This window comes from Blattabacterium cuenoti (assembly GCF_014251715.1).
Classification (GTDB): domain Bacteria; phylum Bacteroidota; class Bacteroidia; order Flavobacteriales; family Blattabacteriaceae; genus Blattabacterium; species Blattabacterium cuenoti_M.
Window position 1 is genome coordinate 466,574 of the sequence record NZ_CP059198.1, and the last position, 24,603, is coordinate 491,176.

The window sequence follows — 24,603 nt, forward strand, 5'->3', positions numbered from 1 at the left end:
TAAAATTTTTAAAAAATTCAAAAAAATAAGCCAACGGCGGGAGTTGAACCCGTGACCTCTTCCTTACCAAGGAAGTGCTCTACCACTGAGCTACATTGGCCATATAAAAGAGCGGAAGACGGGATTCGAACCCGCGACATTCAACTTGGAAGGCTGATGCTCTACCAACTGAGCTACTTCCGCTTATAATGAATGGGGAGAGCAGGATTCGAACCTGCGAAGGCAAAGCCAACAGATTTACAGTCTATCCTCGTTAACCAAACTTGAGTATCTCCCCGAAAAAAAGCCGGAGGAGGGATTCGAACCCACGACCCCGAGATTACAAATCACGTGCTCTGACCAACTGAGCTACACCGGCAAATAAAATTTTATTCGTAATAAATAATGAAAATTAGGATGATACAAATCTATCAAAAAAATAATAAATTATCATAAAATTTTTATATTTTTTATCTTATAATTAAATACAAACAATAAAATAACACCAATAAATATAAACATATCGGATAAATTAAAAATTGGTTTAAAAAACTGAAAGTGACTACCTCCAAAAAATGGGATCCAGGTAGGTAAACAAGTATTTATTATAGGTAAATAAAACATATCTACCACACATCCTTCCATAAGGGAAGCATATCCTACATGAAAACTATTTTCAAAAAATGAATTTATTTTAGATATTCCAAAATAAGGGATCCATTTATTATATAGTTTACTATAAACTGTTCCTGTATCAAATAATAGTCCATATAAAGCACTATCTAAAAAATTTCCTATAGCTCCCGATAAAATAAAACTAGTAGGAATGGTTAAATAATGAGAAGATCCTTTTTTTATATTTTTGTAAAGAAAAGAAGATATTAAAAAAATTAAGAAAAAACGAAAAATACTTAATAATATTTTTCCAGAAGATCCATTCCCAAAATAAATACCATAAGCCATCCCAGGATTTTCTATAAAAAAAATCCAAAAAAAAGGAAATATGGAGATACCAGTTCCTAATTCAAAATGAGTTTTAATATAAATTTTTAAAATTTGATCTATTAATAAAATAGAAAAAATAATGAAAAAAAATTTTTTCAAAAAATTAAGATTTATTTATTTTTTTTCTACAAATTTTTTTCCTTCAATGCTTAAAGTCGTATGAGGAACAGCCATTAAACGGGCTTTAGGTATTAATTTTTTTGTAATACGACAAATTCCATAATCTTTATTTTCTACTCTAATTAAAGCCGTATTTAAACTTTTTATAAACATTTGTAAATGTTGAAGAATTTTAGCATTTTGCTCCTTACTCAAGGTTTCCGAACCTTCTTCAAAAGCTTTAAAAGTAGGAGAAGTATCATCTGTACCATTATTTTGATCATTAGTAAAAGACTCCTTAAGAATAAATAAATCTTTTTTTGCTTTTTCTAATTTTTCAAGTATAAGTTTACGAAACTCTTTTCTTTCTTCCATAGAATACCCTTTTTTTATTTTTTCTTCCATTTTTCATGTATTTTCTACTTTTCGAATCTGTATATATAATATATTTTCTCCAAAATAGATTTTCTCTCCTTTCACCTTTTTTTCTTTTTGTAAGAAAATATCCAAAGAAAGAGTTTCTCTACAAATAAAATCTTTATTTTTTTGTATAAAAAATTGTATTCTCTGATTTAGTGTACTAATGTATATAAATATTTTTTCAACTATATCATAATTATATTTTTTTCTTAATTTTTGTATATGTCTAATTAATTCTCTTATTAATCCTTCTTCCAAAAGAAAATCTGTAATACGTAAATCTAATGCTATTGTTAATTCATTATCAAATAAAATAGACCAATTTTTAATATATTCAGTAGTAATTTTTACATCTTCTAAAAGAAGAATAATTTTTTTACCTTGAAAAAAAATAACACAATGTTTATTTTTTTCTATTTCTTTAATTTCTTTTTGAGTAAATTTTTTTATAATATCGGAAATATATTGAGTTTTATTTCCAAATTTATATCCTAAAGATTGATAATTTGGTTTAATATGTTTAATTAATTCTAAACTTTTATAAGAAGAAGGAAATTCTAATTCTTTTACATTAGCTTCCTTTATCATAATTTTATATGATTTATTTAATTGAATACGTTTTTTTTCATCAGAAATAAGAATAAGTAATTTTTGCAAAGGTTGACGAATTTTTATTTTATTTTTTTTTCTAATAGAAAAAACCATAGCAATAATTTTCTGCACTAAAGACATTCTATCTTCTAATTCTTTATTAATTAAATTAGGATTATAGTGAGGAAAATTAGTCAAATGAATACTATCAAAATATTCTTTTTTAGTAATAGAATTTAAATCTAAATATAGTTTTTCAGAAAAAAATGGAACAATAGGAGAAATTAACTTAGCAATAACAATTAAACAATTATAAAGTATTTGATATGCAGAAATTTTATCTTCTGCATATTTTTCTTTCCAAAATCTTCTTCTACACAATCTTATATACCAATTACTTAATTTATCTAATACAAAAGATGAAATTAAACGTGCAACTTTAGTAGGATTGTAATTAGCATAATAATTATCCGCTTTTTGAATTAAAGAATTTAATTCAGAAATAATCCATAAATCCAATTCCGTATAATTATAAGTTGACTCCTTTTCTTTATAAAAAAATCCATCTATATTAGCATACAAAACAAAAAAAGAATAAATATTATACAGTGTACCAAAAAATTTATTAATCACTATCTGAATCCCATCAACATTGAATTTTAAATTATCCCAAGGTTCAGAATTATATATCATATACCATCGTATTGCATCAGGACCATAATTATTAATTAAATCAAAAGGATTAATTGAGTTCCCTTTACTTTTAGACATTTTATGTCCGTTTTTATCCAAAACTAAACCTGTTGATATAACATTTTTATATGCTATAGAATTAAATAATATACTACTAATAGTATGTAAAGTAAAAAACCATCCTCTTATTTGATCAATTCCTTCTGATATAAAATCTGCAGGGAATAATAAATTTTTATCTATATATTCTTTATTTTCAAATGGATAATGAAATTGAGCATATGGCATAGCTCCAGAATCAAACCATACATCTACTAAATCTGGTTCTCTTTTCATTGGAACCCCTTTAGAAGAAACGAGTATAACTTTGTCTAAAATATGTTTATGTAAATCTATTTTTTGATAATTATCATCACTCATATCATTTAATCTAAAATTTTTAAATATATTATGAGACATCAATCCATATTGAATAGATTTTTTAATTTCTATAAATAATTCTTGAATTGATCCAATAATTATTTCTTCATCTCCTTTTTCTGTTCTCCAAATAGGTAGAGGAGTTCCCCAATATCTAGTACGTGATAAATTCCAATCTTTTGTATTCTTCAACCAAGAAAAAAAACGTTTTTTACCTATAAAATCAGGATTCCATTTTATTTTTTTATTTAACCCAATCATTTCATCCTTAAATTTCGTAGTTTTAATAAACCATGAATTTAAAGGATAATAAATAATTGGTTTATCTGTTCTCCAACAATGTGGATAAAAATGAGTATATTTTTCTGTTCTAAATATCTTTTGTTTTTTTTCTAAAAAAAGAACAATTTCTTTATCTACATAAAAAAAATTTTCTTTTTTTAAATTAAAATCATTTTTTACATACTTTCCTCCAAATCCATGAGGAAAATTTTTTAAAAATTTTCCTTGTAAATCTACCAAAGGTACAGGTATATTTTCTTTATTTAAAACTAACATTGGAGGAATATTATATTTTTTAGCTATCATAAAATCTTCCACTCCAAATGTTGGAGATATATGCACAATTCCAGTTCCTTCATCGTTATTTACAAAATCTCCTACTACAATTTGAAATGCATTTTTTTCATTATGATAAGGCTTAAACCATGGTAATAATTGTTCATATTTACTAAATATTAATTCTTTACCTTTAAATTTTTCTACAATAAAATAAGGTATTGGATGATTATTATTTTTTACATTAAAAAAATTTAAATTTAATTCAAAATTATTTGATACAGAATAAAATTTACTAGATAATAATACTTTATGAAGTAATTTTTCAGATAAAATAATATATTCTATTAAATAAGTATAAGTGTTATAAGTTTTTACTAAAATATAATCTATATCATATCCAACAGCTAATGCTGTATTTGAAGGGAGAGTCCAAGGAGTAGTTGTCCATGAGATTAAATATATATCTTCTAATATATTTTTAAATTTATTTGAAAAAGTATTTTTTTTAATTTTAAATTTTAAAAATGGTGATATTTCTTTTACTTTTCTATAAGTTCCCGGCATATTTAATTCATGATGACTCAATCCTGTTCCAGCAGCAGGAGAATAAGGCTGAATTGTGACCCCTTTATAAATAACATTTTTATAATATAATTTTTTTATTAACCACCAAACACTTTCTATATATTTTGTATTATAAGTGATGAAGGAATGATCTACATCAATCCAATATCCTATTTTATCTGTAAATGATAACCATTTATTTAAAGATTTTTTTGCAAATTTTTTACAAAAAATATTGTATTCTTCTATAGAAATTTTATTTCCTATATCATTTTTAGTAATTCCCATTTTTTTTTCTACATTGAGTTCAATAGGAAGTCCATGCGCATCCCAACCAGCTATTCTAAAAACTCGTTTTCCTTTAAGAGTATGGTATCTGCAAAAAATATCTTTTATTGTTCTTACTAATATATGATGTATTCCAGGATTTCCATTTAATGAAGGGGGACCTTCATATAAAACATAGGAAAAAGAATCTTTTTTTTTAGAAAAATTTAAACTATTTTGAAAAATCTTATGTTTTTTCCAATATTGAGAGATCTCTATAGTTATCTTATTAAGATCCAATTTTTTATATTCTCTAAATATTTTTGACATAAGGTTTTTATTATAATGATAATTTTTAAAAAATCTTTTATTAAATTCTAAATAATGATATTATTATGAATAAAAAAGATAATTCTTTTTGTAAAAAAAAAGAAGAAACTCCATTAATTAAACAATATAATGATATAAAAACTAAATATCCAGATACAATTTTATTATTTCAAGTTGGAGATTTTTATGAAACTTTTGGAGAAGATGCAATCAAATGTTCTAAAACATTAAATATTGTTTTAACTAAACGATCTAATATTCATTTAGCTGGATTTCCTTATCATTCAATAAATACTTATTTACCAAAATTAATACAATCAGGATTTCGTGTAGCAATTTGTGATCAATTAGAAGAACCAAAAAAAGGTAAAAATATTGTAAAAAGAGGTGTTATAGAGCTTATAACTCCAGGTATAATAATAAATGAAAATATTTTAAAAAATAAATCTAACAATTTTTTAGCCTCTATTCATATAGAAAAAAATAATTTAGGATTAAGTTTTTTAGATATTTCTACTGGAGAATTTTTTATAACAGAAGATAAAAAAGATAAAATATTACAATATTTAAAACTTTTTAACCCTAGTGAAATTCTTTTTCAAAGAAAAGAAAAAAATTTTTTTGATCAATTATTAAAAAATAAATATTATACTTTTTTAATAGAAGATTGGATGTTTGATTATGCATTTGCATATGAAAAATTAACATCACATTTTAAAACTAATTCTTTAAAAGGATTTGGAATTGATGATTTAAAATTAGGAATTATTTCTTCTGGAGTTATTTTATTCTATTTACAAAATACTCAACATTTCAATATGAAACATATTTCTTCTATACAAAAAATAAAAAAAGAAGAACATATGTGTATTGATGATTTTACTTTTCGAAATTTAGAAATATTTCATTCTTTGAATCAAGAAGGAGTTTCTTTAATAAATATTTTAGATAAAACCATAACACCTATGGGTGGTCGATTATTAAAAAATTGGATTCTTTTCCCTTTAATAAATATTCTTCATATAGAAGAACGCCAAAAAATAGTAAAAGAATTATATTTTAATAAAAGTATACGTTTTTTTATAAAAAGAAAACTTAAAGATATTCATGATATAGAAAGAATGATTTCCAAAATGATCACAGGAAAAATATCACCTCATGAAATATATATTTTTAACAAATCCTTAATTTCCATTATTGAAATAAAAGAAAATATTTTATCTCAAAAATCTAAAATACTTATAGATATTGGAAATTCTTTTATTGATTGTTCCTTTATTTCTAAAAAAATAGTTGATACTATACAAAAAAATCCTCCACATCAAATTGAAAAAGGAAAAGGAAATGTTATTATGAAAGGATTTTCTAAAAAATTAGATAATATACGTTTACTTTATTTTTCACAAAAAGAATATTTGGATAGACTTTGTTCAAAAGAACAATTAAATACCGGAATAAATAATTTAAAAATTGGATATAATAATATTTTTGGATATTTTTTTGAAGTAAAAAATTCAAAAAAACATAAAGTTCCATCTCATTGGATACAAAAACAAACATTAACTAATTCATCCAGATATATTACTGAAGTTTTAAAAACTTATGAATTAAAGATTTTAAATGCTGAACAAAAAATGTTTTTTTTAGAAAAAAAAATATTCAATAATTTAATTGATCAAATATTAGAAAATATAAAACATTTACAAAAAAATGCGAAAAAAATTGCAGAATTAGATGTTTTATGCTCTTTTTCTAATTTAGCATTAGAAAACAATTATGTTCAACCAAAAATTAATCAATCCTTAAAAATATGTATCATAAAAGGAAGACATCCAGTTATTGAAAGACAACTAATATCCAAAACGTCTTATATTCCTAACAATATTATTCTAAATAAATCAGATCAACAAATTATTATAATAACAGGTCCAAATATGTCAGGTAAATCTGCTATTTTGCGGCAGACAGCTATTATTATACTCATGGCTCATATTGGAAGTTTTGTTCCTGCAAAATATGCAGAAATAGGATTGATTGATAAAATATTTAGCAGAGTTGGAGCTTCCGATAATATTTCTTTAGGAGAATCCACTTTTATGGTAGAAATGAACGAAACGGCAAGCATATTAAATAATATTTCCAAAAGAAGTTTTATTATTTTAGATGAAATAGGAAGAGGAACAAGTACTTACGATGGTATTTCAATAGCAAAATCTATTGTTGAATTTTTACAAGAAAATAAATTTCGACCTTTAACTTTATTTGCAACTCACTACCATGAATTAAATGAAATGAGTTCTTTTTTTAAAAGAATAAAAAATTACCATGTTTCTGTAAAAAAAATTAATGATAATATTATTTTTATGCGTAAGTTAATAATAGGAGGGAGCGATCATAGTTTTGGCATTCATGTAGCAAAAATATCAGGAATGCCTATGAAGATTATTTATAGAGCAAAAGAAATATTAAAAACATTAAATAAAAAAAAAGAACTTTGAATTATTAATTTGTTTATTTATATTGGCGAGAATAGCTCAGTTGGTAGAGCACGACCTTGCCAAGGTCGGGGGCGCGGGTTCAAATCCCGTTTCTCGCTTTTTTTTACCTGGGTGGTGGAATTGGTAGACACACAGGACTTAAAATCCTGTGATCATTGCGATCGTACGGGTTCAAATCCCGTCCCGGGTATTTATTTTTTGAAAATAGTTTGGCGTTTCTTTTGTTATACTTACACTATGTGGATGATTTTCTTTTAATCCTGAATTAGTTATTCTTACAAATTTTCCTTTTTGCATGAGTTCGGTAATAGAAGATACTCCACAATATCCCATACCAGAACGCAATCCTCCACAAATTTGATAAATTACATCTTTTATTTTTCCTTTATAGGGGACTATAGCCTCTATTCCTTCTGGAACAGATTTTTCATGAAATTGAAAATAACGATCTTTACTTCCTCTTTTCATAGCAATTAAAGACCCCATTCCTACATAAGTTTTAAATTTTCTTCCTTTAAAAAAAACTTCTTCTCCAGGAGATTCATCTGTACCTGCAAATAAACTACCAATCATAACAGAACTAGCTCCAGCAGCTATAGCTTTTACTACATCTCCTGAATATCGAATTCCTCCATCAGAAACTACATTAACATTTCTTTTTTTAGCATATTCATATACATCATTAATAGCTGTTATCTGAGGCATTCCTACTCCAGCTATAACTCGCGTTGTACAAATAGAACCAGATCCAATTCCTACTTTTAAAATATTAGAACCAGCGTTTATTAAATCTTTTGCCCCTTCCATTGTTACTACATTTCCAGATAATAATGGAATTTTTGGAAAAGAATATCGAATGGATTTTATAGTTTTTAATATTCTAGAAGAATGACCATGTGCAGAATCTATTACTATAATATCCGATCCTATTTTAACTAAAGAATCTACTCTTTCTAAAGTTTCATTATCTATACCTATAGCTGCTCCAACACGAAGACGTCCTTTAGAGTCTTTGCATGCATTAGGATATTCAATTAAATTATCAATATCTCTAATTGTAATTAATCCTATTAATTTATTATGATCATCTATAATAGGTAATTTTTCTATTCTTGCTTTTAATAAAATATTTTTTGCTTTTTCTAAAGTTATATTTTTTTTGGAAGTAATTAAGTTTTCTTTCGTCATCACATCTTCTACTAAAGAATCTAAATTTGTACGATATTTTATATCTCTTCTAGTAATTATTCCTACCAATAAATGATTTTTTTCTATTACAGGTAATCCTGATATTTTATATTTTTTCATAAGAGATTGAGCGAATTTTAACGTAGAATTCCTAGAAAGAGTAATAGGATCATCAATCATTCCACTTTCACTTCTTTTTACTTTATAAACTTCTTCGGATTGATTTTTTATATTCATATTTTTATGTATAATTCCTATTCCTCCTTCTCTAGCTATGGATATAGCTAAGGAAGATTCTGTTACTGTATCCATAGCTGCACTTAATATGGGAATATTAAGAATAATATCAGATGTTAGATAAGTTTTAAGAGAGACTTCTGATGGTAAAATGGAAGAATAGGATGGAACAAGGAGGACATCATCGAAAGTTAAAGCCTCTTTTAAAATTTTTTTATTTAAAAACATAATTTTTTATTTATAAAAATATATAATTTTGTTTAGGTTTAATAAAAAAAACACAATTTTATAATATTCTTATTTTCAAATAAAAAAGAAAAGATAAAACTTAATTATATTACTTTTTGTATTTGAAAATAAAAAAAATACAAATAATGATATATTTTTTCATTCCAAATTTTTATATAAATTTGTCCAGAATATGTAATAACTGAAATACTATTGATTATGATGAAAAAATTAAGAATTACTGTTACTACAATCCTATTAGCAATATTTTTGTTTACTATCAGTTGTAATAACAAAAACAAAAGTGAAACTCCTTCTCCTGCAACAGAAGAAGAAAAAACAGCTAATAATAATGAAAATCAAACAGATTCTACAACTACAACAAATCCTCCTGCTACTTCTGGATCTGGAGAAGAAACCTCAAAAAATAATAATGAGGAAAATGGAACTACATCTGAAAAAGAAAAAGTGACTTCTGAAGAAAACGAAAAAAACAATAAATAGAAGAATAAAAAGCAAAAAAGAGTACGCTTAATTCTCTCTTTTTTGCTTTTCTTCTCTTATTCTATAAACTTTTAATCCTTGCTTTTTTACCTTTTAAATATCTAAAATAATAAATTTTGGCTCTTCGAACTTTACCTTTTTTATTAATTTCTATTTTTTGTATATTTGGCTGATTAAAAATAAATATACGTTCTATTCCTATACCTGCACTTATTTTACGTATGGTAAATGTTTTAGTTAAACCTTTTCCTTGTTTTTTTATTACGACCCCTTTAAAAGATTGTATTCTTTTTTTTTCTCCCTCTTTAATTTCAAAAAAAACAGTTATTGTATCTCCAGAACAAAATAATGGAAAATTATTTTTTGAAATAAATTTATTTTCTATATATATAATTATATTTTGTAACATAAAATTCATAATTTTTTTACTTCACATATAATTTCTTTTGCCAAAAAATTAGCTCTTCTTTTTGAATAACTTTCAGTGTGTATTCTAATGATATTTTCGGTATTAGATTTTCTTATATGTATCCATTCATTATTTAATAAATAAATTTTAATTCCATCACTAAAATTTATTTTTTCTTTTTTATATTTTTTTTTTATTATATTAAACAATATTTTAATTTTTTCATGAGAATAAAATCGTATTTTTTTTTTAGACATAAAATAATTAGAATATCTTTTTTTTAATTTAGATAATGTAATATTTAGTTTAGCTATTTGAGTTAAAAATAAAGCAATTCCTACTAATGCGTCTCTTCCATAACGTAAATCAGGATAAATAATTCCTCCATTACCTTCTCCTCCAATTACAGCATGTACTTCTTTCATTTTTTTAACTACATGTACTTCTCCTACAGAAGTAAAATAATGTGGAACCCCTTTTTTTATAGAAAGATCTTTTAATGCATAAGAAGAAGATAATGTAGAAACAACAGGACCAAATTTATTTTCTAATATATAATCAGCAATAGATACCAAAGTATATTCCTCTCCAAAAAAATCTCCATTTTCACAAATAAATACTACACGATCAACATCAGGATCCACTGATATCCCTAAATTTGCTTTTATTTGTGGTACTTTTTTACATATTTCTCTTAAATTTTTTTCAATAGGTTCAGGATTATGAATAAAATCTCCATGAGGTTCACAATACATTTTTACTACATGAACGCCCAAATATTTTAAAAGTATAGGAACAGCTATTCCCCCTGTAGAATTTATTCCGTCTACCACGATTTTTAATCTAGCTTTTTCAATAATATTTTTATCTATAATAGGTAATGAAATAATTTTTTTTATATGTTTTTGAATATAATTTTTAACATAAAAAATATTACCTAATTTTTTATAAGAAGAAAAACGAAAATGTTCTTTTTCTACTATAAAAAATAATTTTTTAAAATCTTTTTCAGATAAAAATTCTCCACAAGAATTGAACATTTTTAATCCATTCCAATTTTTTGGATTATGACTAGCCGTTAACATAATCCCTCCATCCGCTTTTTCATTTTTAACGGCTATTCCTACGGTAGGAGTAGTGGATAAACCTATGTTTATAACATTTATTCCAAGACTTTGAAAAGTAATTACTAAAAATTGTTGAAATAAAGCGGAAGTTACTCTTCCATCTCTACCTAATATAATAATATATTTTTTTTTTTTATATTTTTTTTTCATCCAAGAAACATATCCAGCAGAAAATTTTATTATCTCTAAAGGAGAAAAGCCTTCTCCTACTTTTCCTCCCAATGTTCCTCTTATTCCAGATGAAGATTTTACAAGTGTCAAAAATTAATTGAATTTTTTTATTTTTTACAAACAAAAATACAAAATTAAATTTTGAGATTTATTCAAATTCTATAACTTTTATGGGAGATGTTTTATTAATAATAAAAAAAGAAGGAAAAAATATTGATACAAAACAAATAAAAATAATGGAAAAATTTATCATAAAAATATGATTTATGTTAAAATAAACTGGAACATAATCTACAAAATATTGTATTTTATTTAATGAAATTAAATGAAATTTTTTTTGTATTACTAATATAGTAATTGCTATTCCATTTCCTATAATTAATGAAGGAATAAATATTTGTAAAACATACAATAAAAATATTTTTTGTATTACTTTATTTTTTGCCCCTAAAGTTTTTAAAATACCTATGGTTTTAATTCTTTCTAAAAGAAGTATTATAATAAATACAATCATATTTATAATCAAAGCTAAAAAAACAATAAAACTAATAACAATAATATTTACATGAAAAATATTTATCCACTCTACAATTGAATGATAATTTTTATCATAAAAAATTTGAACTGAAAAATCATTAGGTTTTTTTTTATAAATTTTTATATTTTTTTCTTTATAAAAAGAAGGAGATAAAAAAATTTCTAATTTTTCTGAAAAAAATTTTTTTTGATAATAAATATGTGGAATAAATTTTATATTTCCAATAATGTAAACATTATCAAATTCTGGAATACCAGTTTCATATAAACCAGAAATTTTAAATTTTTTGGATAAAATAATAGGTTTTTTATTATTTTTAAAGAAAAAAAAATATATTTTTACATTTGAACCAATATTTAATCCTAATGATAAAGAAATTTTTTTTGATAAAAGAACGCTTTGATTGGAAAATAACTTTTTTTTTATATTAAAAATGTTTCCTTTTATCAAAAAAAATTTAAAAAATAGTGGGTTATAGTCTTTATATAATCCTTTATAAATATATCTATCTGTTTTTTTATTTGTATTAATAATCACATTATTTTCGGCTATTTTATAAATTTTTTCAATATAATTAAGATGGAAAAAATTTTTTTTTAGAAAATTTATTTCTTTTATATTTAACGGAACAATAGAATCTTTTTTTTGAACAAAAATTTGACCTTTAATATTAAATAATTTATTTTTTACAATTTTTTTTAAACCAAATCCTATAGAAAAAGTTAAAATAGTTATAATTAATCCGAAAATTATTGTTATTTGTGTAATGATTACTATTGATCTAAGATATTTATTTTTACTGCAATCTTTCCAAACTGTTTTTTTAGAAAAAAACCATTCAAAATTCAATACATTTTCATTTTTTTAATCTTCATCTAAATAATTTTCATTATTAAAATCTATATCATTATTTTCATCATATGGAGATTTTAACATTTCCTTGTCAAAATCTCCATATGATGACATTAAAAAACTTTCTTTATCAAGAACATTTTTTTTATAATCTTCTTCCCAAACTAATGAATTTTGTTTTTTTTCTTCCATATTTACGAATTTAGCTTGATCACTTATAAATTTTAAACGAAATTTATCCAATCCTCCATTTCTATGTTTAGCTATGATAATTTCTGCTTGACCAACACAAGAATCATTCTCTTCATCTGAATCCCAAATTCGAAATCCATAATATTCAGGTCTATAAATAAATAAAACTATATCTGCATCTTGTTCTATAGCTCCTGATTCTCTTAAATCAGATAATAAAGGACGTTTACTTCCTCCTCTTGTTTCCACAGCTCTAGAAAGTTGTGATAATGCTATTATAGGAATATCAAGTTCTTTAGCTATAGATTTTAAATTTCTAGAAATAATTGATATTTCTTGTTCTCTATTTTGAAATTTAGAACCATGATCATTTATACCCATTAATTGCATATAATCTATCAATATTAATTTTATACCATGTTGAGATATTAAATGACGACATTTTGCACGTAAACTGAATATAGATAAAGAAGGAGTATCATCTATAAATAGAGGAGCATCCTTTAATTTTTTTGATTTATTTATCAAACATTCCCAATCTAAATTTGACAAATTTGCTCTTTTAATTTTTTCTGAAGAAATTCCAGTTTCTGATGATATTAATTTTGTAATTAATTGAATAGAAGACATTTCTAATGAAAAAATAATAACCGGTATTTTTTGTTCTACAACGATATTTTTTACCATGGATAACATAAAAGTAGTTTTACCCATTCCAGGTCTAGAAGCCAATATAATTAAGTCAGAATTTTGCCAACCAGAAGTAATTTTATCCATTTTATAAAATCCAGAAGAAATACCACTTAGCCCTTCTTTTTTTGTTTTTTTAATTTTATCAATAGCTTTTTTTACAAGACATGGAGTTGTTTCATATTTTTTTGTTATTAAATATTTTTTATTGACTTCGAATAATTTTGATTCCGCATAATCCAAAAGATCAAAGACATCCGTACTTTCCTCATAACATTTTTGTATAATATCAGAAGATATACTAATTAATTTTCTCAAAATAAACTTCTGTAAGACTATACGACTATGATATTCTATATGCGCAGAAGAAATTACTTTTTGTGTTAATTCTATCAAATAAAACTCTCCACCTATTAATTCCAATTTTCCAATTTTTTGTAATTCATCCACTACAGTATATAAATCAATTGGATTTGAATGATGGTATAATTTCTGTATAACTCTAAAAATTTCTTGATGTGCTTTTTTATAAAAAATTTCAGGAAAAAGGATATCAATAATTTCATCTAATCCTTTTTGATCTACCATAACAGCCCCTATAACAGCTTCTTCTAAATCTAATGCTTGAGGAGGTATTTTTTTATAAAAAAAATTATCTTCTTTTCCTGATTTTATAAAACTATTCACTTTATTCATCTCATTATTATACACTATTCCTATTCTATCCTAATCCTCCTTTTTTTTTATGATGAAATGGATGGAGTAATATTATTTATTGAATCACTAAATTTATTCATCAAAAAAACCTATGGAAATATACTTATTTTTTCTCTTTTTAATAAGAGATTCAATTTCAATTATAGATAATTGTTTATAATGTTTAATAATTTGTTTTTTTACAAATTTATAAGCTTTATTTGGACAAAAATGAGCTCCACCCAAAGGTTCTTTGATAATATCATCTATAAGATTTAATTTATGCATATTTTCTGCCGTTAGTTTTAATGCTTCTGCTGATTTTTCTTTTTTATCCCATGTTCCCCAAAGTATTGTAGAACAACTTTCGGGTGAAATAACAGAAAACCAAGAATTTTCCATCATAGAAACCTTATCTCCTATACCTATTCCCAAAGCCCCACCACTTGCTCCTTCTCCTATAATTAAAACAATAATAGGAACTTTTAAACACATCATTTCATAAATATTTTTTCCAATTGCCTCCCCTTGACCTCTTGTTTCTGCTTCAATTCCAGGAAAAGCTCCTGGTGTATCAATAAAAGTAACAATAGGCTTACTAAATTTTTCAGCTAATTTCATAAGACGTAAAGCTTTTCTATAGCCTTCTGGATTAGGCATTCCAAATCTTCTATATTGTCTATCTTTGGTATTTTTACCCTTTTGAGTACCTATCAACATAAAAATATTATCCTCTATTTTACCAAAACCTCCTACGATAGCTTTATCGTCTCCAAAATTACGATCTCCATGCAATTCTATAAAAGAATCTTTTTTTGTTATATACTGTATATAATCTAAAGTATAAGGTCTATTTGGATGTCTAGATAATTGTACTCTTTGCCAAGGAGTTAAATTATTATGTAATTTTTTAATAGTTTTTTCTAATTTTAACTTCAATTGATTACAAACTTCCCTCATATTAACTCCACTTTTTTTTTCAATCAAAAGACAGTTTATATATTGATCCTTAATTTCTTGTATTGGTTTTTCAAAATCTAAATATTCCATTATAAAAAAAAATTAATTGGTAAATGAATGGATATACTCATGATTCATAAAAGAAATATATTCTGTAGATATTCCTTTTGGACACTCTATTTCACATGCTTTAGTATTGGTACAAGTTCCAAATCCTTCTTCATCCATCTTATTAACCATATTTAATACTCTTTTTTTTCTTTCTATTTTTCCTTGAGGTAATAAAGCAAATTGTGAAATTTTTGCTGAAACAAATAACATAGCAGATCTATTTTTACATGCAGCGACACAGGCTCCACAACCAATACATGTAGCCGCATCAAAAGCTTTATCTGCTTTATTTTTTGGAATAGGAATCATATTTCCATCTACTGTTTTTCCTAATGTATTTACGGATATAAAACCACCTGAAATCATTATTTTATCAAAAGAAGATCTATCTACAACAAGATCTTTAATGATAGGAAAAGGTTTAGCTCTCCAAGGTTCTATATATATAGTTTCTCCATCATAAAAATGTCGCATATGAAGTTGACAAGTGGTAATTAAACTATCTGGGCCATGTGCTCTTCCATTTATGTATAATGAACACATCCCACAAATTCCTTCACGACAATCATGATCAAATGATATGGTAGAAGATTCTTTTTTTTCACATATAATCTTATGATTTAATAAATCTAACATTTCTAAAAAAGAACTATCAGGAGATATATCATGAACTGGATAAATTTTAAAAAACCCTTTTTCTTTATTATTTTTTTGTCTCCATATTTTTAATTTAAAATTCAAAAGTTTTTTCATAAAATTAATTATGTTTTGTTTTATTTATAAGAACGTGTTTCTGGTTTTACAAAACTATAATTTAAATTTTCTTTATGCATAATTTCATCACTAATGGATTTACTTTCTTTATTATACATCCATATAGAAACATATTTATAATGTGAATCATCTCTAAGAGCTTCTCCTTCTTTTGTTTGATATTCTTCTCTAAAATGACTTCCGCAAGATTCTTTTCTATTCAAAGCATCCATTGCTATGAGCTCTCCCAATTCTAAAAAATCGGACACACGTCCTGCTTTTTCCAATTCTGAATTAAATCCATCTTCAATTTTTCCAGGAACAAAAACATTTTTCCAAAATTCATCTCTAAGTTCTTGTATTTTTTTAATAGCTTTAGATAATCCTATATAATTTCTACTCATACCTACATATTTCCACATTATTTTTCCAAGTTTTTTATGAAAAAAATCAACAGACATATTTCCTTTATTTTGAATAAATTTTTTAATTCTATCTTTTACATTTTTCTCTGCATTTTCAAATGCTGGATGTTTGATAGATATTTTTTTTGTATTTTTCACAAATTTTGATAGATAATCTGCTATAGTATACGGCAAAATAAAATATCCATCAGCTAATCCTTGCATTAATGCAGATGCTCCCAACCTATTCGCTCCATGATCAGAAAAATTTGCTTCTCCTATTATATAACATCCAGGTATAGAAGACATTAAATTATAATCTACCCATAACCCTCCCATTGTATAATGAACGGCAGGATAAATTTTCATAGGAGTATCATAAGGATTTTCATTGGTTATTTTTTCATACATATGAAATAAATTTCCATATTTAGATTCTATAATTTTTTCCCCTAATTTTTTTATTTCTAATGAATCATAGTTTTGTATGCCAAGTTCATTTGCTCGTTCTCTTCCATATTTATCTATAGCATGATTAAAATCTAAATAAACCCCCTCTTTAGTTTCATTATCTACTATTCCAAATCCTTTATCACAACGCTCTTTAGCCGCTCTAGAAGCTACATCTCTAGGAACAAGATTCCCAAATGAAGGATAGCGTCTTTCTAGATAATAATCTCTTTCTTCTTCACTGATATTTTCAGGTTTTTTAGTTTTTTTTCGTATAAAAATAGAATTTTCTAATTTTTTAGGAACCCATATACGCCCATCATTTCTTAATGACTCTGACATTAACGTTAATTTAGATTGATAATTACCATGGACTGGAATACAAGTAGGATGTATTTGCGTGTAACAAGGATTAGAAAAATATCCTCCTTTTTTATGAACTTTCCATATAGCACTTACATTAGATCCCATTGCATTAGTAGATAAAAAAAATACATTTCCATAACCTCCTGATGCTATTACTACAGCATGTGCTGTATGTTTTTCAATTTTTCCAGAAATAAGATTTCTAGCAATGATTCCTCTAACTATACCTTCTACAATTACTAAATCAAGCATTTCATGTCTATTATACATTTTTATTCTTCCTTTTCCTATTTGTCTAGACATAGCAGAATAACAACCCAATAATAGTTGTTGTCCTGTTTGTCCTTTTGCATAAAAAGTTCTAGAAACTTTTGCCCCACCAAAGGATCTAGTTTCTAAATATCCTGCATAATCACGAGCAAATGGAACCCCTTGAGCTACACATTGATCAATAATATTAGAAGATATTTCTGCTAAACGATAAACATTAGCTTCTCTAGATCTATAATCTCCACCTTTAATAGTATCATAAAAAAGTTGATAAATAGAGTCATTATCTCCTTTATAATTTTTAGAAGCATTGATTCCACCTTGAGCTGCTACAGAATGAGCTCTTCTTGGAGAGTCTTGATAGCAAAAAGCTTTAACTTTATATCCTAATTCAGCTAAAGAAGTACAAGCAGAACCTCCTGAAAGTCCTGTTCCAACAACAATAATTTCCATATTACATCTATTATTAGGAGATACTAATTTTAAAGTAGATTTATGATTTTTCCATTTTTTATGTAGAGAACCTAATGGAATTTTTGAATTTAATGAATTTTTCATCATTGAAAAATATTAGTTATCTTAAAAAAAACCAAATAGCAATAATAGAAAACCCGGAGCAAATAAACCAAAAATAAAAAAAACCAAATTTTTGTATCCAGATTAATCTCTTTTTATTGGATAATCCTAAAGATTGAAAAGAAGATTGAAATCCATGGTTTAAATGAATTCCTAAAATTAAAAAAGATAATATATATATAAATGTGTATAAAGGATTTTTGAATAAAGAAATCACGATATAATAATCTGAAGTAAAATGATTAAATTTCATGGGTATCATGAAATTTATTAGATGCAAAATTAAGAAAAATAAAATTAAAATTCCTGTATATATCATGGTCCTACTACTAAATGTCGTTGTAAAATAAGATTTCATCGCATAATCTACTTCTCCTTTTATTTTTCTATTTTTCCAATATAATTGAACTCCCAAAATAATGTGAATAATGAACCCTATAGCAAGAACATATTCCATTATTTTAATAATAAAATTTTTTCTCATAAAAAAAACGGCTTCATTGAAAGCTTTTTCTCCTAAAAAAAGAAAAAGATTCACACTCAAATGCAATAATAAAAAAATCATAAGAAAAATTCCTGTGGTAGCCATGACTACTTTTTTTCCAATAGAAGATTGAAAAAAATTTCTATAATTCACTAATAGGATATAAATAAGTAAATATAAGAAATATTTTATGAAAAATTTTTTTGTTTATTTATTTTATATAAAGCTCTTATTAACAAATCTATATCTTTTTTTTCATTAAAAATTCCAAAAGAAATCCTAATAGGCATCATTTTATTCAAAAGATATCTATTTGTGATAGATTTAATTACATGAGATTCTTTTTTTACGTCACTATGACAAGAACTACCTTTAGAAACAGAAACTCCCATTAAATCCAAATGAAAATATAATAAATGATCTTTTTTTGTTGGATATAAAAAATTTAATATAGAAGGAATGCTTTTATCAATATCAGATGATAATCCATTAAAAATAATATTTGGAATTATTTTTTTTAATTCTGAAATACAATATAATTTTAAATTTTGTATTTTTTTTATATGTCGTAAAAAATTACAACAACATAATTGAAAAGCTTCAGAAAGACCTGCTATTCCATGTGTATTTTCCGTACCTGAACGAATTCCATATTCTTGTAATCCTCCAATTAAAAAAGGTTTTATTTTTTTTAAAATATTATTTCTGATAAAAACAAATCCTATTCCTTTTGGTCCATAAAATTTATGTGCACTTGCAGTAGCAAAGTCTAAAGATAATTTTTCCATATTAATAGGAAAATTTCCAATAAATTGAATTGTATCTGAATGAAAATAAGTATTATATTTTTTACACAAAAAAATAACTTTCTCTATCTCCAATAAATTTCCAATTTCATTATTAGCATACATTAAACTAACAAGTGTTTTTTTAGCATCATTTTTTTTTAATATTTCTTCCATATGATTTAGATTTAGCATTCCTTTTTCTTGAATTTTAATAAAGTTTACGCATACTTTATATTTATAAGATAAATACAAAACTGTTTGTAAAACAGAAGGATGTTCTAATTTAGATGTCAAAATATGTCTTACTCCTAAATCTGAAATAGAAGATTTTAATACAAGATTATTTGCTTCAGTTCCTCCAGAAGTAAAAATGATCTCATCAGGAGAAGCTTTTATATTTTTAGCTACACGAATTCTAGATTCTTCTATGATAGAACGAGCTTCTCTTCCATAACTATGTTGAACAGAAGAAGGATTTCCAAATGAATATTTTAGAGTATTTATCATAACTTTTATTACCTCGTTTCTTACAGGAGTTGTAGCTGCATTGTCTAAATATGCACGTTCCATTAAAATTTTTATTTTTATTTATTAATATATATAATATATTAAAATTCTGTTTTTTAATTTTTTTTAAAAAAAATATCATCTTTAATTTTGTATATTTATAAAATTCATTATTGAATTAGTTCAATTCTTTTCAAAAAAAATTTTTGTAATTCCTGTTAAAAATTTTATGTTTTATAAATGTTATAAACATCTCTATTTTATTTTTATTAAATTGATATAATATGAAAATAGATGTTGGATTTTCGATTTTAATGGGGTTTGTGGTTGGAATTGTTGCATGTTATTTTTTTGGAAAAAAAACCATATTAAAAAAATATATTCAGTTTTTAGAAAAAGCTAATTTTCAAGCAAAAAAAATCATAAAAAATGCAGAAAAAGAAGGGGAATCTATTAAAAAAAATAAAATGATTCAAGCAAAAGAAAAATTTATAGAACTTAAATCTAAATATGAAAAAGATGTTCATATTAGAGAAAGGAAGATAATGGATATAGAAAATAGGACAAAAGAAAAAAAAAATAGATTATCTAAAGAAATAGAAATATACTTTAAAAGAAACAATCGTTTAGAAGAAAAAATACATGATTATGAAAATAAATACAAGTTTCTTCAAAAAAAACAAGAAGAATTTAAAAATATGCATATTAAACAAGTAGAATTACTTGAAAAAATATCTAATTTTTCTTCTGAAGAAGCTAAAAATAAATTGATTGAACTTTTAAAAGGGGAAGCAAAAGTAAAAGCACAATCTCATATACAAAATATTATAGAAGAATCACAATTAACAGCAAAAATGGAAGCAAAAAAAATTGTAATTCAAGCTATTCAAAGAATTGGAACAGAAGAATCGGTTGAAAATGCTGTATCTGTTTTTAATATAGAATCAGATGATGTAAAAGGTCGTATCATTGGAAGAGAAGGAAGAAATATAAGAGCTCTAGAAAAAGCAACAGGAGTAGAAATAATTGTAGATGATACTCCGGAAGCCATTCTTTTATCTTGTTTTAATCCTATACGAAGAGAAGTAGCTAGACTATCTCTTCATAAGTTAGTAATAGATGGACGGATACACCCAGCAAGAATTGAAGAAATAGTAGCAAAAACTGAAAAAAAAATTGAAGAAGAAATACTAGAAATAGGAAAAAAAAATATAATAGATTTAGGTATTCATGGAATACATACAGAATTAATTCGAATGATAGGAAGAATGAAATATCGTTCTTCTTATGGACAAAATCTTTTACAACATTCTCGTGAAGTAGCACATTTAGCAGGAATATTAGCTTCTGAATTAGGATTGAATGCTAAATTAGCAAAACGTGCAGGATTACTGCATGATATAGGAAAAATTCCTGAAATAGAATCGGATCTTCCTCATGCTATTTTAGGAATGCAGTGGGCAGAAAAATATGGAGAAAATACGGAAGTTTGTAATGCAATAGGATCACATCATGATGAAATAGAAATGAAAGTATTGATATCTCCCATAGTGCAAGTTTCAGATTCTATTAGTGGAGCTCGTCCTGGAGTTAGAAGAAATTCTTTTGAATCCTATTCCAAAAGATTAAAAAATTTGGAAAAGATAGCTTTCAGTTTTTATGGAGTTAATAAAGCTTTTGCTATACAAGCAGGAAGAGAGTTACGCGTTTTGGTAGAAAGTAATAAAATTGATGATAAAAAAGCTTTTCAATTATCTTGTGATATAACAGAAAAAATAAAAAATGAGATGACTTATCCAGGTCAAATAAAAGTTACTGTAATTAGAGAAACTAGGGCAGTACAAATAGCTAGATAAAATAAAAATAAAAATTATGAAAGACTTTTCCATTACTTCTTTTATTGAAAAATACTTTCTTCATTTTAATGCTTTAACTTTATTAGAAGCTGCTAAAGCATATAAATATCATATTCAAAATAATGGAAAAATGATGATTACACTAGCTGGTGCAATGAGTACGGCTGAATTAGGTAAAATATTAGCTGAAATGATCAGAAAAGATAAAGTTCACATTATTTCTTGTACAGGAGCTAATTTAGAAGAAGATATATTAAATTTGATAGCTCATTCTCATTATAGAAAAATACCTAATTACAGAGATTTAACTCCTGAAGAGGAAAAAAACTTTTTAAAAAAAGGATATTATAGAGTAACAGATACTTGTATCCCAGAAGAACAAGCTTTTAAAAAATTACAAAAATATATTTTTAAAATGTGGAAAAAAGCTCAAAAAAAATCAAAACGTTATTTTCCTCATGAATACATTTATCAATTATTATTAGAAAATATTTTAGAACCCTATTATAATATTGATTCAAAAGATAGTTGGGTATTAGCTGCAGCAAAAAAAAATATACCTATGATCGTACCAGGATGGGAAGATAGTACTATGGGAAATATTTTTGCTTCATTTTGTATAAAAAAACTATTTCAACCTTTTCTTGTAAAAAATGGAATAGAATATATGATGCATTTAGCTAAATGGTACCAAAAAGAATCCGTTAAACATAAAATTGGTTTTTTTCAAATAGGAGGAGGCATTTCCGGTGATTTTCCTATTTGTGTAGTACCAATGCTATCACAAGATGTAGGATTACATCCTACTCCATTTTGGGCTTATTTTTGTCAAATTTCTGATTCAACTACTAGTTATGGATCTTATTCAGGAGCTATTCCAAATGAAAAAATTACTTGGGGAAAACTTGATAAAGATACTCCAAAATTTATGATTGAATCAGATGCTACTATAGTAGCTCCACTTATTTTTGCATATATATTAAATATGTAACTTTATTTAAAATATCATTTTTAATGAGTAAATATGATCTTGTTGTAATTGGATCTGGGCCAGGAGGGTATATTTCTGCTATTAGAGCAAGCCAATTAGGCCTACGTACTGCAATTATAGAAAAATATAAAAATTTAGGCGGAACATGTTTAAATGTAGGGTGCATTCCTTCTAAATCTCTTTTAGATTCTTCTAAATATTTTTCATTAGGAAAAAATAACTATTCTTTACATGGAATTTTTTTCGAAAAATTATCATTTGATTTTCAAAAAATGATAAATAGAAAAAACGGAATAGTTAAAAATATTAATAGTGGAATAAAATATTTAATGAATAAAAATAAAATTGATTTATATCAAGGAGTAGCTTCATTCAAAACAAAAAATATACTTTCTATAAAAGAAATAAAATCATTTAAAAAAAAACAAGAAATACAATTTAAATTTTGTATTATATCTACAGGATCTAAACCTTCATGTTTCCCCTATTTCAATTTTGATATAAAAAATAAAATAATTTCCTCAACAGAGGCTCTTAATTTAAATGAAATTCCTAATAAATTAATAATAATTGGAGGAGGAATAATTGGATTGGAGTTAGGTTCTATTTTTAATAGACTAGGAAGTAAAGTAACTATCATAGAAATTATGGATAGAATTATATCAAATATGGATAATTCTTTAAGTCAAGAAATTAGAAAAATATTGGAAAAATCTTCCATTAAAATAGAAACTTCTTTATCCATTACTAATATTATTCAAGAAAATAATGAAGAAATATCAGTATTTGTAAAATATCATAATGGGGAAAAAATGAAATTTATAGGAAATTATTGTCTATTTTCAATAGGAAGAACCCCATATACAAAACATTTAGGATTAGAAAATATTGGAATAAAAATAAATAAAAAAGGATTTATACTCGTAAATGATTCTTTACAAAGTAATATTAGTAATATATATGCAGTTGGAGATGTTATAGGTGGAAAAATGTTGGCACATAAAGCTGAAGAAGAAGGATTATACGCAGTGGAACACATGGTAGGACAAAAACCAAATAAATTAAATTATGATTTAATTCCATCAGTCATTTATACTTATCCTGAAGTAGCAAGTATTGGCCGTACAGAAGATGAAATAAAAAAAGATAAAATAGAATATAATGTTGGAACTTTTCCTATGAAAATATTAGGTAAAGCTCGTACAAGTGGATGTACTGATGGTTTTTTGAAAATCATTTCACAAAAAAAAACAGATGAAATATTAGGAGTTCATATCATTGGAGAACATGCTGCAGACATGATTATGGAAGCGGCTATAGCCATGGAATTTAGATCCTCTTCAGAGGATCTATATAGGATATGTCATCCTCATCCTAGTTTTAGCGAAGCTTTTAAAGAAGCCGCTTTACTAAGTTTTGAAAATCGTGCTATACATATGTAATTGATTTTTATAAAAAGAGATTTTAAAAAAAATTCATTTAAAAAAATAAAAATATATTTCATTTAGGTTCATGTAATAAAAATTTTTTTTTTAAAAGTTTTTCTTTAGTTTCTATTTTATCCAAAACACAACAATGAACAGGACATACAGTCATACATTGTGGTTGATCGTAAAATCCAATACATTCTGTACATTTTTCTGAAATTATAAAATAAATATCCTTTCTTTTTGGTTTATAAAATATGGGTTTATATGGTTTAGAAGTCCCATCTGATATACTCCATTTTTTCCCACCTTCATAAATTGCTTTATTAGGACATTCTGGTTCACAAGCTCCACAGTTAATACATTCTTCTGTAATTTTTATGGACATTGTATTTGAAAAT

General features: G+C 24.9%; 19 protein-coding genes and 6 tRNA genes. 7 read left to right on the plus strand and 18 right to left on the minus strand.

Features of this window, described 5'->3' with window-relative positions:
* Positions 1–28: 28 nt before the first annotated feature.
* The 7 genes from H0H59_RS02315 to ileS form a co-directional block, all read right to left on the minus strand.
* Positions 29–100: transfer RNA gene (locus tag H0H59_RS02315), tRNA-Thr, on the minus strand.
* Positions 101–110: 10 nt separating this feature from the next.
* Positions 111–183: transfer RNA gene (locus H0H59_RS02320), tRNA-Gly, on the minus strand.
* A 10-nt stretch (positions 184–193) separates the two neighbouring features.
* A tRNA-Tyr gene (locus H0H59_RS02325) sits at positions 194–277 on the minus strand.
* 7 nt (positions 278–284) lie between these two features.
* Positions 285–358, minus strand: a tRNA-Thr gene (locus tag H0H59_RS02330).
* 71 nt (positions 359–429) lie between these two features.
* The gene (locus H0H59_RS02335) at positions 430–1,083 is read right to left on the minus strand and encodes a lipoprotein signal peptidase (protein WP_185862018.1); all 654 of its coding nucleotides are present in this window, start codon (positions 1,081–1,083) and stop codon (positions 430–432) included.
* Between the two features lie 15 nt (positions 1,084–1,098).
* On the minus strand, positions 1,099–1,488 hold the full coding sequence (locus tag H0H59_RS02340; RefSeq protein WP_185862019.1) for a TraR/DksA family transcriptional regulator: 390 nt from the start codon (positions 1,486–1,488) through the stop codon (positions 1,099–1,101).
* A 3-nt stretch (positions 1,489–1,491) separates the two neighbouring features.
* Complete coding sequence (gene ileS / locus H0H59_RS02345; RefSeq protein WP_185862020.1) at positions 1,492–4,929, minus strand: isoleucine--tRNA ligase; 3,438 nt, start codon at positions 4,927–4,929, stop codon at positions 1,492–1,494.
* A gap of 65 nt (positions 4,930–4,994) precedes the next feature.
* Between ileS and mutS the strand changes: the two genes are divergently transcribed.
* From mutS to H0H59_RS02360, 3 genes are all read left to right on the plus strand, one after another.
* Positions 4,995–7,427, plus strand: a complete 2,433-nt coding sequence (gene mutS, locus H0H59_RS02350; protein WP_185862021.1) for a DNA mismatch repair protein MutS — start codon at positions 4,995–4,997, stop codon at positions 7,425–7,427.
* A 25-nt stretch (positions 7,428–7,452) separates the two neighbouring features.
* Positions 7,453–7,525, plus strand: a tRNA-Gly gene (locus H0H59_RS02355).
* A 7-nt stretch (positions 7,526–7,532) separates the two neighbouring features.
* Positions 7,533–7,617 (plus strand) — tRNA-Leu (locus H0H59_RS02360).
* Here the strand turns inward: H0H59_RS02360 and guaB are convergent.
* Entirely contained in the window at positions 7,599–9,080 is a 1,482-nt protein-coding gene (gene guaB, locus H0H59_RS02365) for an IMP dehydrogenase (RefSeq protein WP_185862022.1), read from the minus strand. The genes H0H59_RS02360 and guaB overlap by 19 nt on opposite strands.
* A gap of 219 nt (positions 9,081–9,299) precedes the next feature.
* Between guaB and H0H59_RS02370 the strand changes: the two genes are divergently transcribed.
* On the plus strand, positions 9,300–9,584 hold the full coding sequence (locus H0H59_RS02370; RefSeq protein ID WP_185862023.1) for a hypothetical protein: 285 nt from the start codon (positions 9,300–9,302) through the stop codon (positions 9,582–9,584).
* Positions 9,585–9,645: 61 nt separating this feature from the next.
* Here H0H59_RS02370 and rplS read toward each other — a convergent pair whose 3' ends face one another.
* The 9 genes from rplS to H0H59_RS02415 all read right to left on the minus strand — a co-directional run bounded on the left by rplS (position 9,646) and on the right by H0H59_RS02415 (position 19,991).
* Entirely contained in the window at positions 9,646–9,993 is a 348-nt protein-coding gene (gene rplS / locus H0H59_RS02375) for a 50S ribosomal protein L19 (RefSeq protein ID WP_185862024.1), read from the minus strand.
* Between the two features lie 5 nt (positions 9,994–9,998).
* Positions 9,999–11,381, minus strand: coding sequence for a phosphoglucosamine mutase (gene glmM / locus H0H59_RS02380; protein WP_185862025.1), 1,383 nt, complete (start codon positions 11,379–11,381; stop codon positions 9,999–10,001).
* Between the two features lie 58 nt (positions 11,382–11,439).
* Positions 11,440–12,678, minus strand: a complete 1,239-nt coding sequence (locus H0H59_RS02385; RefSeq protein ID WP_185862026.1) for an ABC transporter permease — start codon at positions 12,676–12,678, stop codon at positions 11,440–11,442.
* A 15-nt stretch (positions 12,679–12,693) separates the two neighbouring features.
* Positions 12,694–14,259: a replicative DNA helicase gene (dnaB, locus tag H0H59_RS02390; RefSeq protein ID WP_185862027.1), complete on the minus strand. Its 1,566-nt coding sequence runs from the start codon at positions 14,257–14,259 to the stop codon at positions 12,694–12,696.
* A 93-nt stretch (positions 14,260–14,352) separates the two neighbouring features.
* Positions 14,353–15,309, minus strand: coding sequence for an acetyl-CoA carboxylase carboxyltransferase subunit alpha (locus H0H59_RS02395; RefSeq protein WP_185862028.1), 957 nt, complete (start codon positions 15,307–15,309; stop codon positions 14,353–14,355).
* A 12-nt stretch (positions 15,310–15,321) separates the two neighbouring features.
* The gene (locus H0H59_RS02400; protein ID WP_185862029.1) at positions 15,322–16,083 is read right to left on the minus strand and encodes a succinate dehydrogenase/fumarate reductase iron-sulfur subunit; all 762 of its coding nucleotides are present in this window, start codon (positions 16,081–16,083) and stop codon (positions 15,322–15,324) included.
* 20 nt (positions 16,084–16,103) lie between these two features.
* Positions 16,104–18,131, minus strand: a complete 2,028-nt coding sequence (locus H0H59_RS02405; protein ID WP_394798654.1) for a fumarate reductase/succinate dehydrogenase flavoprotein subunit — start codon at positions 18,129–18,131, stop codon at positions 16,104–16,106.
* Positions 18,132–18,147: 16 nt separating this feature from the next.
* The gene (locus tag H0H59_RS02410; RefSeq protein WP_185862031.1) at positions 18,148–18,786 is read right to left on the minus strand and encodes a succinate dehydrogenase cytochrome b subunit; all 639 of its coding nucleotides are present in this window, start codon (positions 18,784–18,786) and stop codon (positions 18,148–18,150) included.
* Positions 18,787–18,821: 35 nt separating this feature from the next.
* Positions 18,822–19,991: a cysteine desulfurase family protein gene (locus H0H59_RS02415; RefSeq protein ID WP_185862032.1), complete on the minus strand. Its 1,170-nt coding sequence runs from the start codon at positions 19,989–19,991 to the stop codon at positions 18,822–18,824.
* A 221-nt stretch (positions 19,992–20,212) separates the two neighbouring features.
* On the opposite strand from H0H59_RS02415, the gene rny reads away from it, so the two are divergent.
* From rny to lpdA, 3 genes are read left to right on the plus strand one after another with little or no spacing between them, the layout of a single operon-like run.
* Complete coding sequence (gene rny, locus H0H59_RS02420) at positions 20,213–21,784, plus strand: ribonuclease Y (RefSeq protein WP_185862033.1); 1,572 nt, start codon at positions 20,213–20,215, stop codon at positions 21,782–21,784.
* Positions 21,785–21,800: 16 nt separating this feature from the next.
* Entirely contained in the window at positions 21,801–22,775 is a 975-nt protein-coding gene (locus tag H0H59_RS02425; protein ID WP_185862034.1) for a deoxyhypusine synthase family protein, read from the plus strand.
* A 23-nt stretch (positions 22,776–22,798) separates the two neighbouring features.
* Positions 22,799–24,217, plus strand: coding sequence for a dihydrolipoyl dehydrogenase (gene lpdA, locus H0H59_RS02430; RefSeq protein WP_185862035.1), 1,419 nt, complete (start codon positions 22,799–22,801; stop codon positions 24,215–24,217).
* A 58-nt stretch (positions 24,218–24,275) separates the two neighbouring features.
* On the opposite strand, the gene H0H59_RS02435 is transcribed toward lpdA, so the two are convergent.
* On the minus strand, positions 24,276–24,590 hold the full coding sequence (locus H0H59_RS02435; protein ID WP_185862036.1) for a 4Fe-4S dicluster domain-containing protein: 315 nt from the start codon (positions 24,588–24,590) through the stop codon (positions 24,276–24,278).
* Positions 24,591–24,603: the final 13 nt, after the last annotated feature.

Excerpts from the sequence above, each read along its gene's own strand:
- dnaB (WP_185862027.1), bottom strand. The coding sequence starts at position 14,259 with ATGAATAAAGTGAATAGTTTTATAAAATCAGGAAAAGAAGATAATTTT.
- H0H59_RS02405 (WP_394798654.1), bottom strand. The coding sequence starts at position 18,131 with ATGAAAAATTCATTAAATTCAAAAATTCCATTAGGTTCTCTACATAAA.
- lpdA (WP_185862035.1), top strand. The coding sequence starts at position 22,799 with ATGAGTAAATATGATCTTGTTGTAATTGGATCTGGGCCAGGAGGGTAT.
- ileS (WP_185862020.1), bottom strand. The coding sequence starts at position 4,929 with ATGTCAAAAATATTTAGAGAATATAAAAAATTGGATCTTAATAAGATA.
- mutS (WP_185862021.1), top strand. The coding sequence starts at position 4,995 with ATGAATAAAAAAGATAATTCTTTTTGTAAAAAAAAAGAAGAAACTCCA.
- H0H59_RS02425 (WP_185862034.1), top strand. The coding sequence starts at position 21,801 with ATGAAAGACTTTTCCATTACTTCTTTTATTGAAAAATACTTTCTTCAT.
- rny (WP_185862033.1), top strand. The coding sequence starts at position 20,213 with ATGAAAATAGATGTTGGATTTTCGATTTTAATGGGGTTTGTGGTTGGA.
- H0H59_RS02395 (WP_185862028.1), bottom strand. The coding sequence starts at position 15,309 with ATGGAATATTTAGATTTTGAAAAACCAATACAAGAAATTAAGGATCAA.
- guaB (WP_185862022.1), bottom strand. The coding sequence starts at position 9,080 with ATGTTTTTAAATAAAAAAATTTTAAAAGAGGCTTTAACTTTCGATGAT.
- H0H59_RS02400 (WP_185862029.1), bottom strand. The coding sequence starts at position 16,083 with ATGAAAAAACTTTTGAATTTTAAATTAAAAATATGGAGACAAAAAAAT.
- rplS (WP_185862024.1), bottom strand. The coding sequence starts at position 9,993 with ATGTTACAAAATATAATTATATATATAGAAAATAAATTTATTTCAAAA.
- H0H59_RS02370 (WP_185862023.1), top strand. The coding sequence starts at position 9,300 with ATGATGAAAAAATTAAGAATTACTGTTACTACAATCCTATTAGCAATA.
- H0H59_RS02415 (WP_185862032.1), bottom strand. The coding sequence starts at position 19,991 with ATGGAACGTGCATATTTAGACAATGCAGCTACAACTCCTGTAAGAAAC.
- H0H59_RS02340 (WP_185862019.1), bottom strand. The coding sequence starts at position 1,488 with ATGGAAGAAAAAATAAAAAAAGGGTATTCTATGGAAGAAAGAAAAGAG.
- H0H59_RS02435 (WP_185862036.1), bottom strand. The coding sequence starts at position 24,590 with ATGTCCATAAAAATTACAGAAGAATGTATTAACTGTGGAGCTTGTGAA.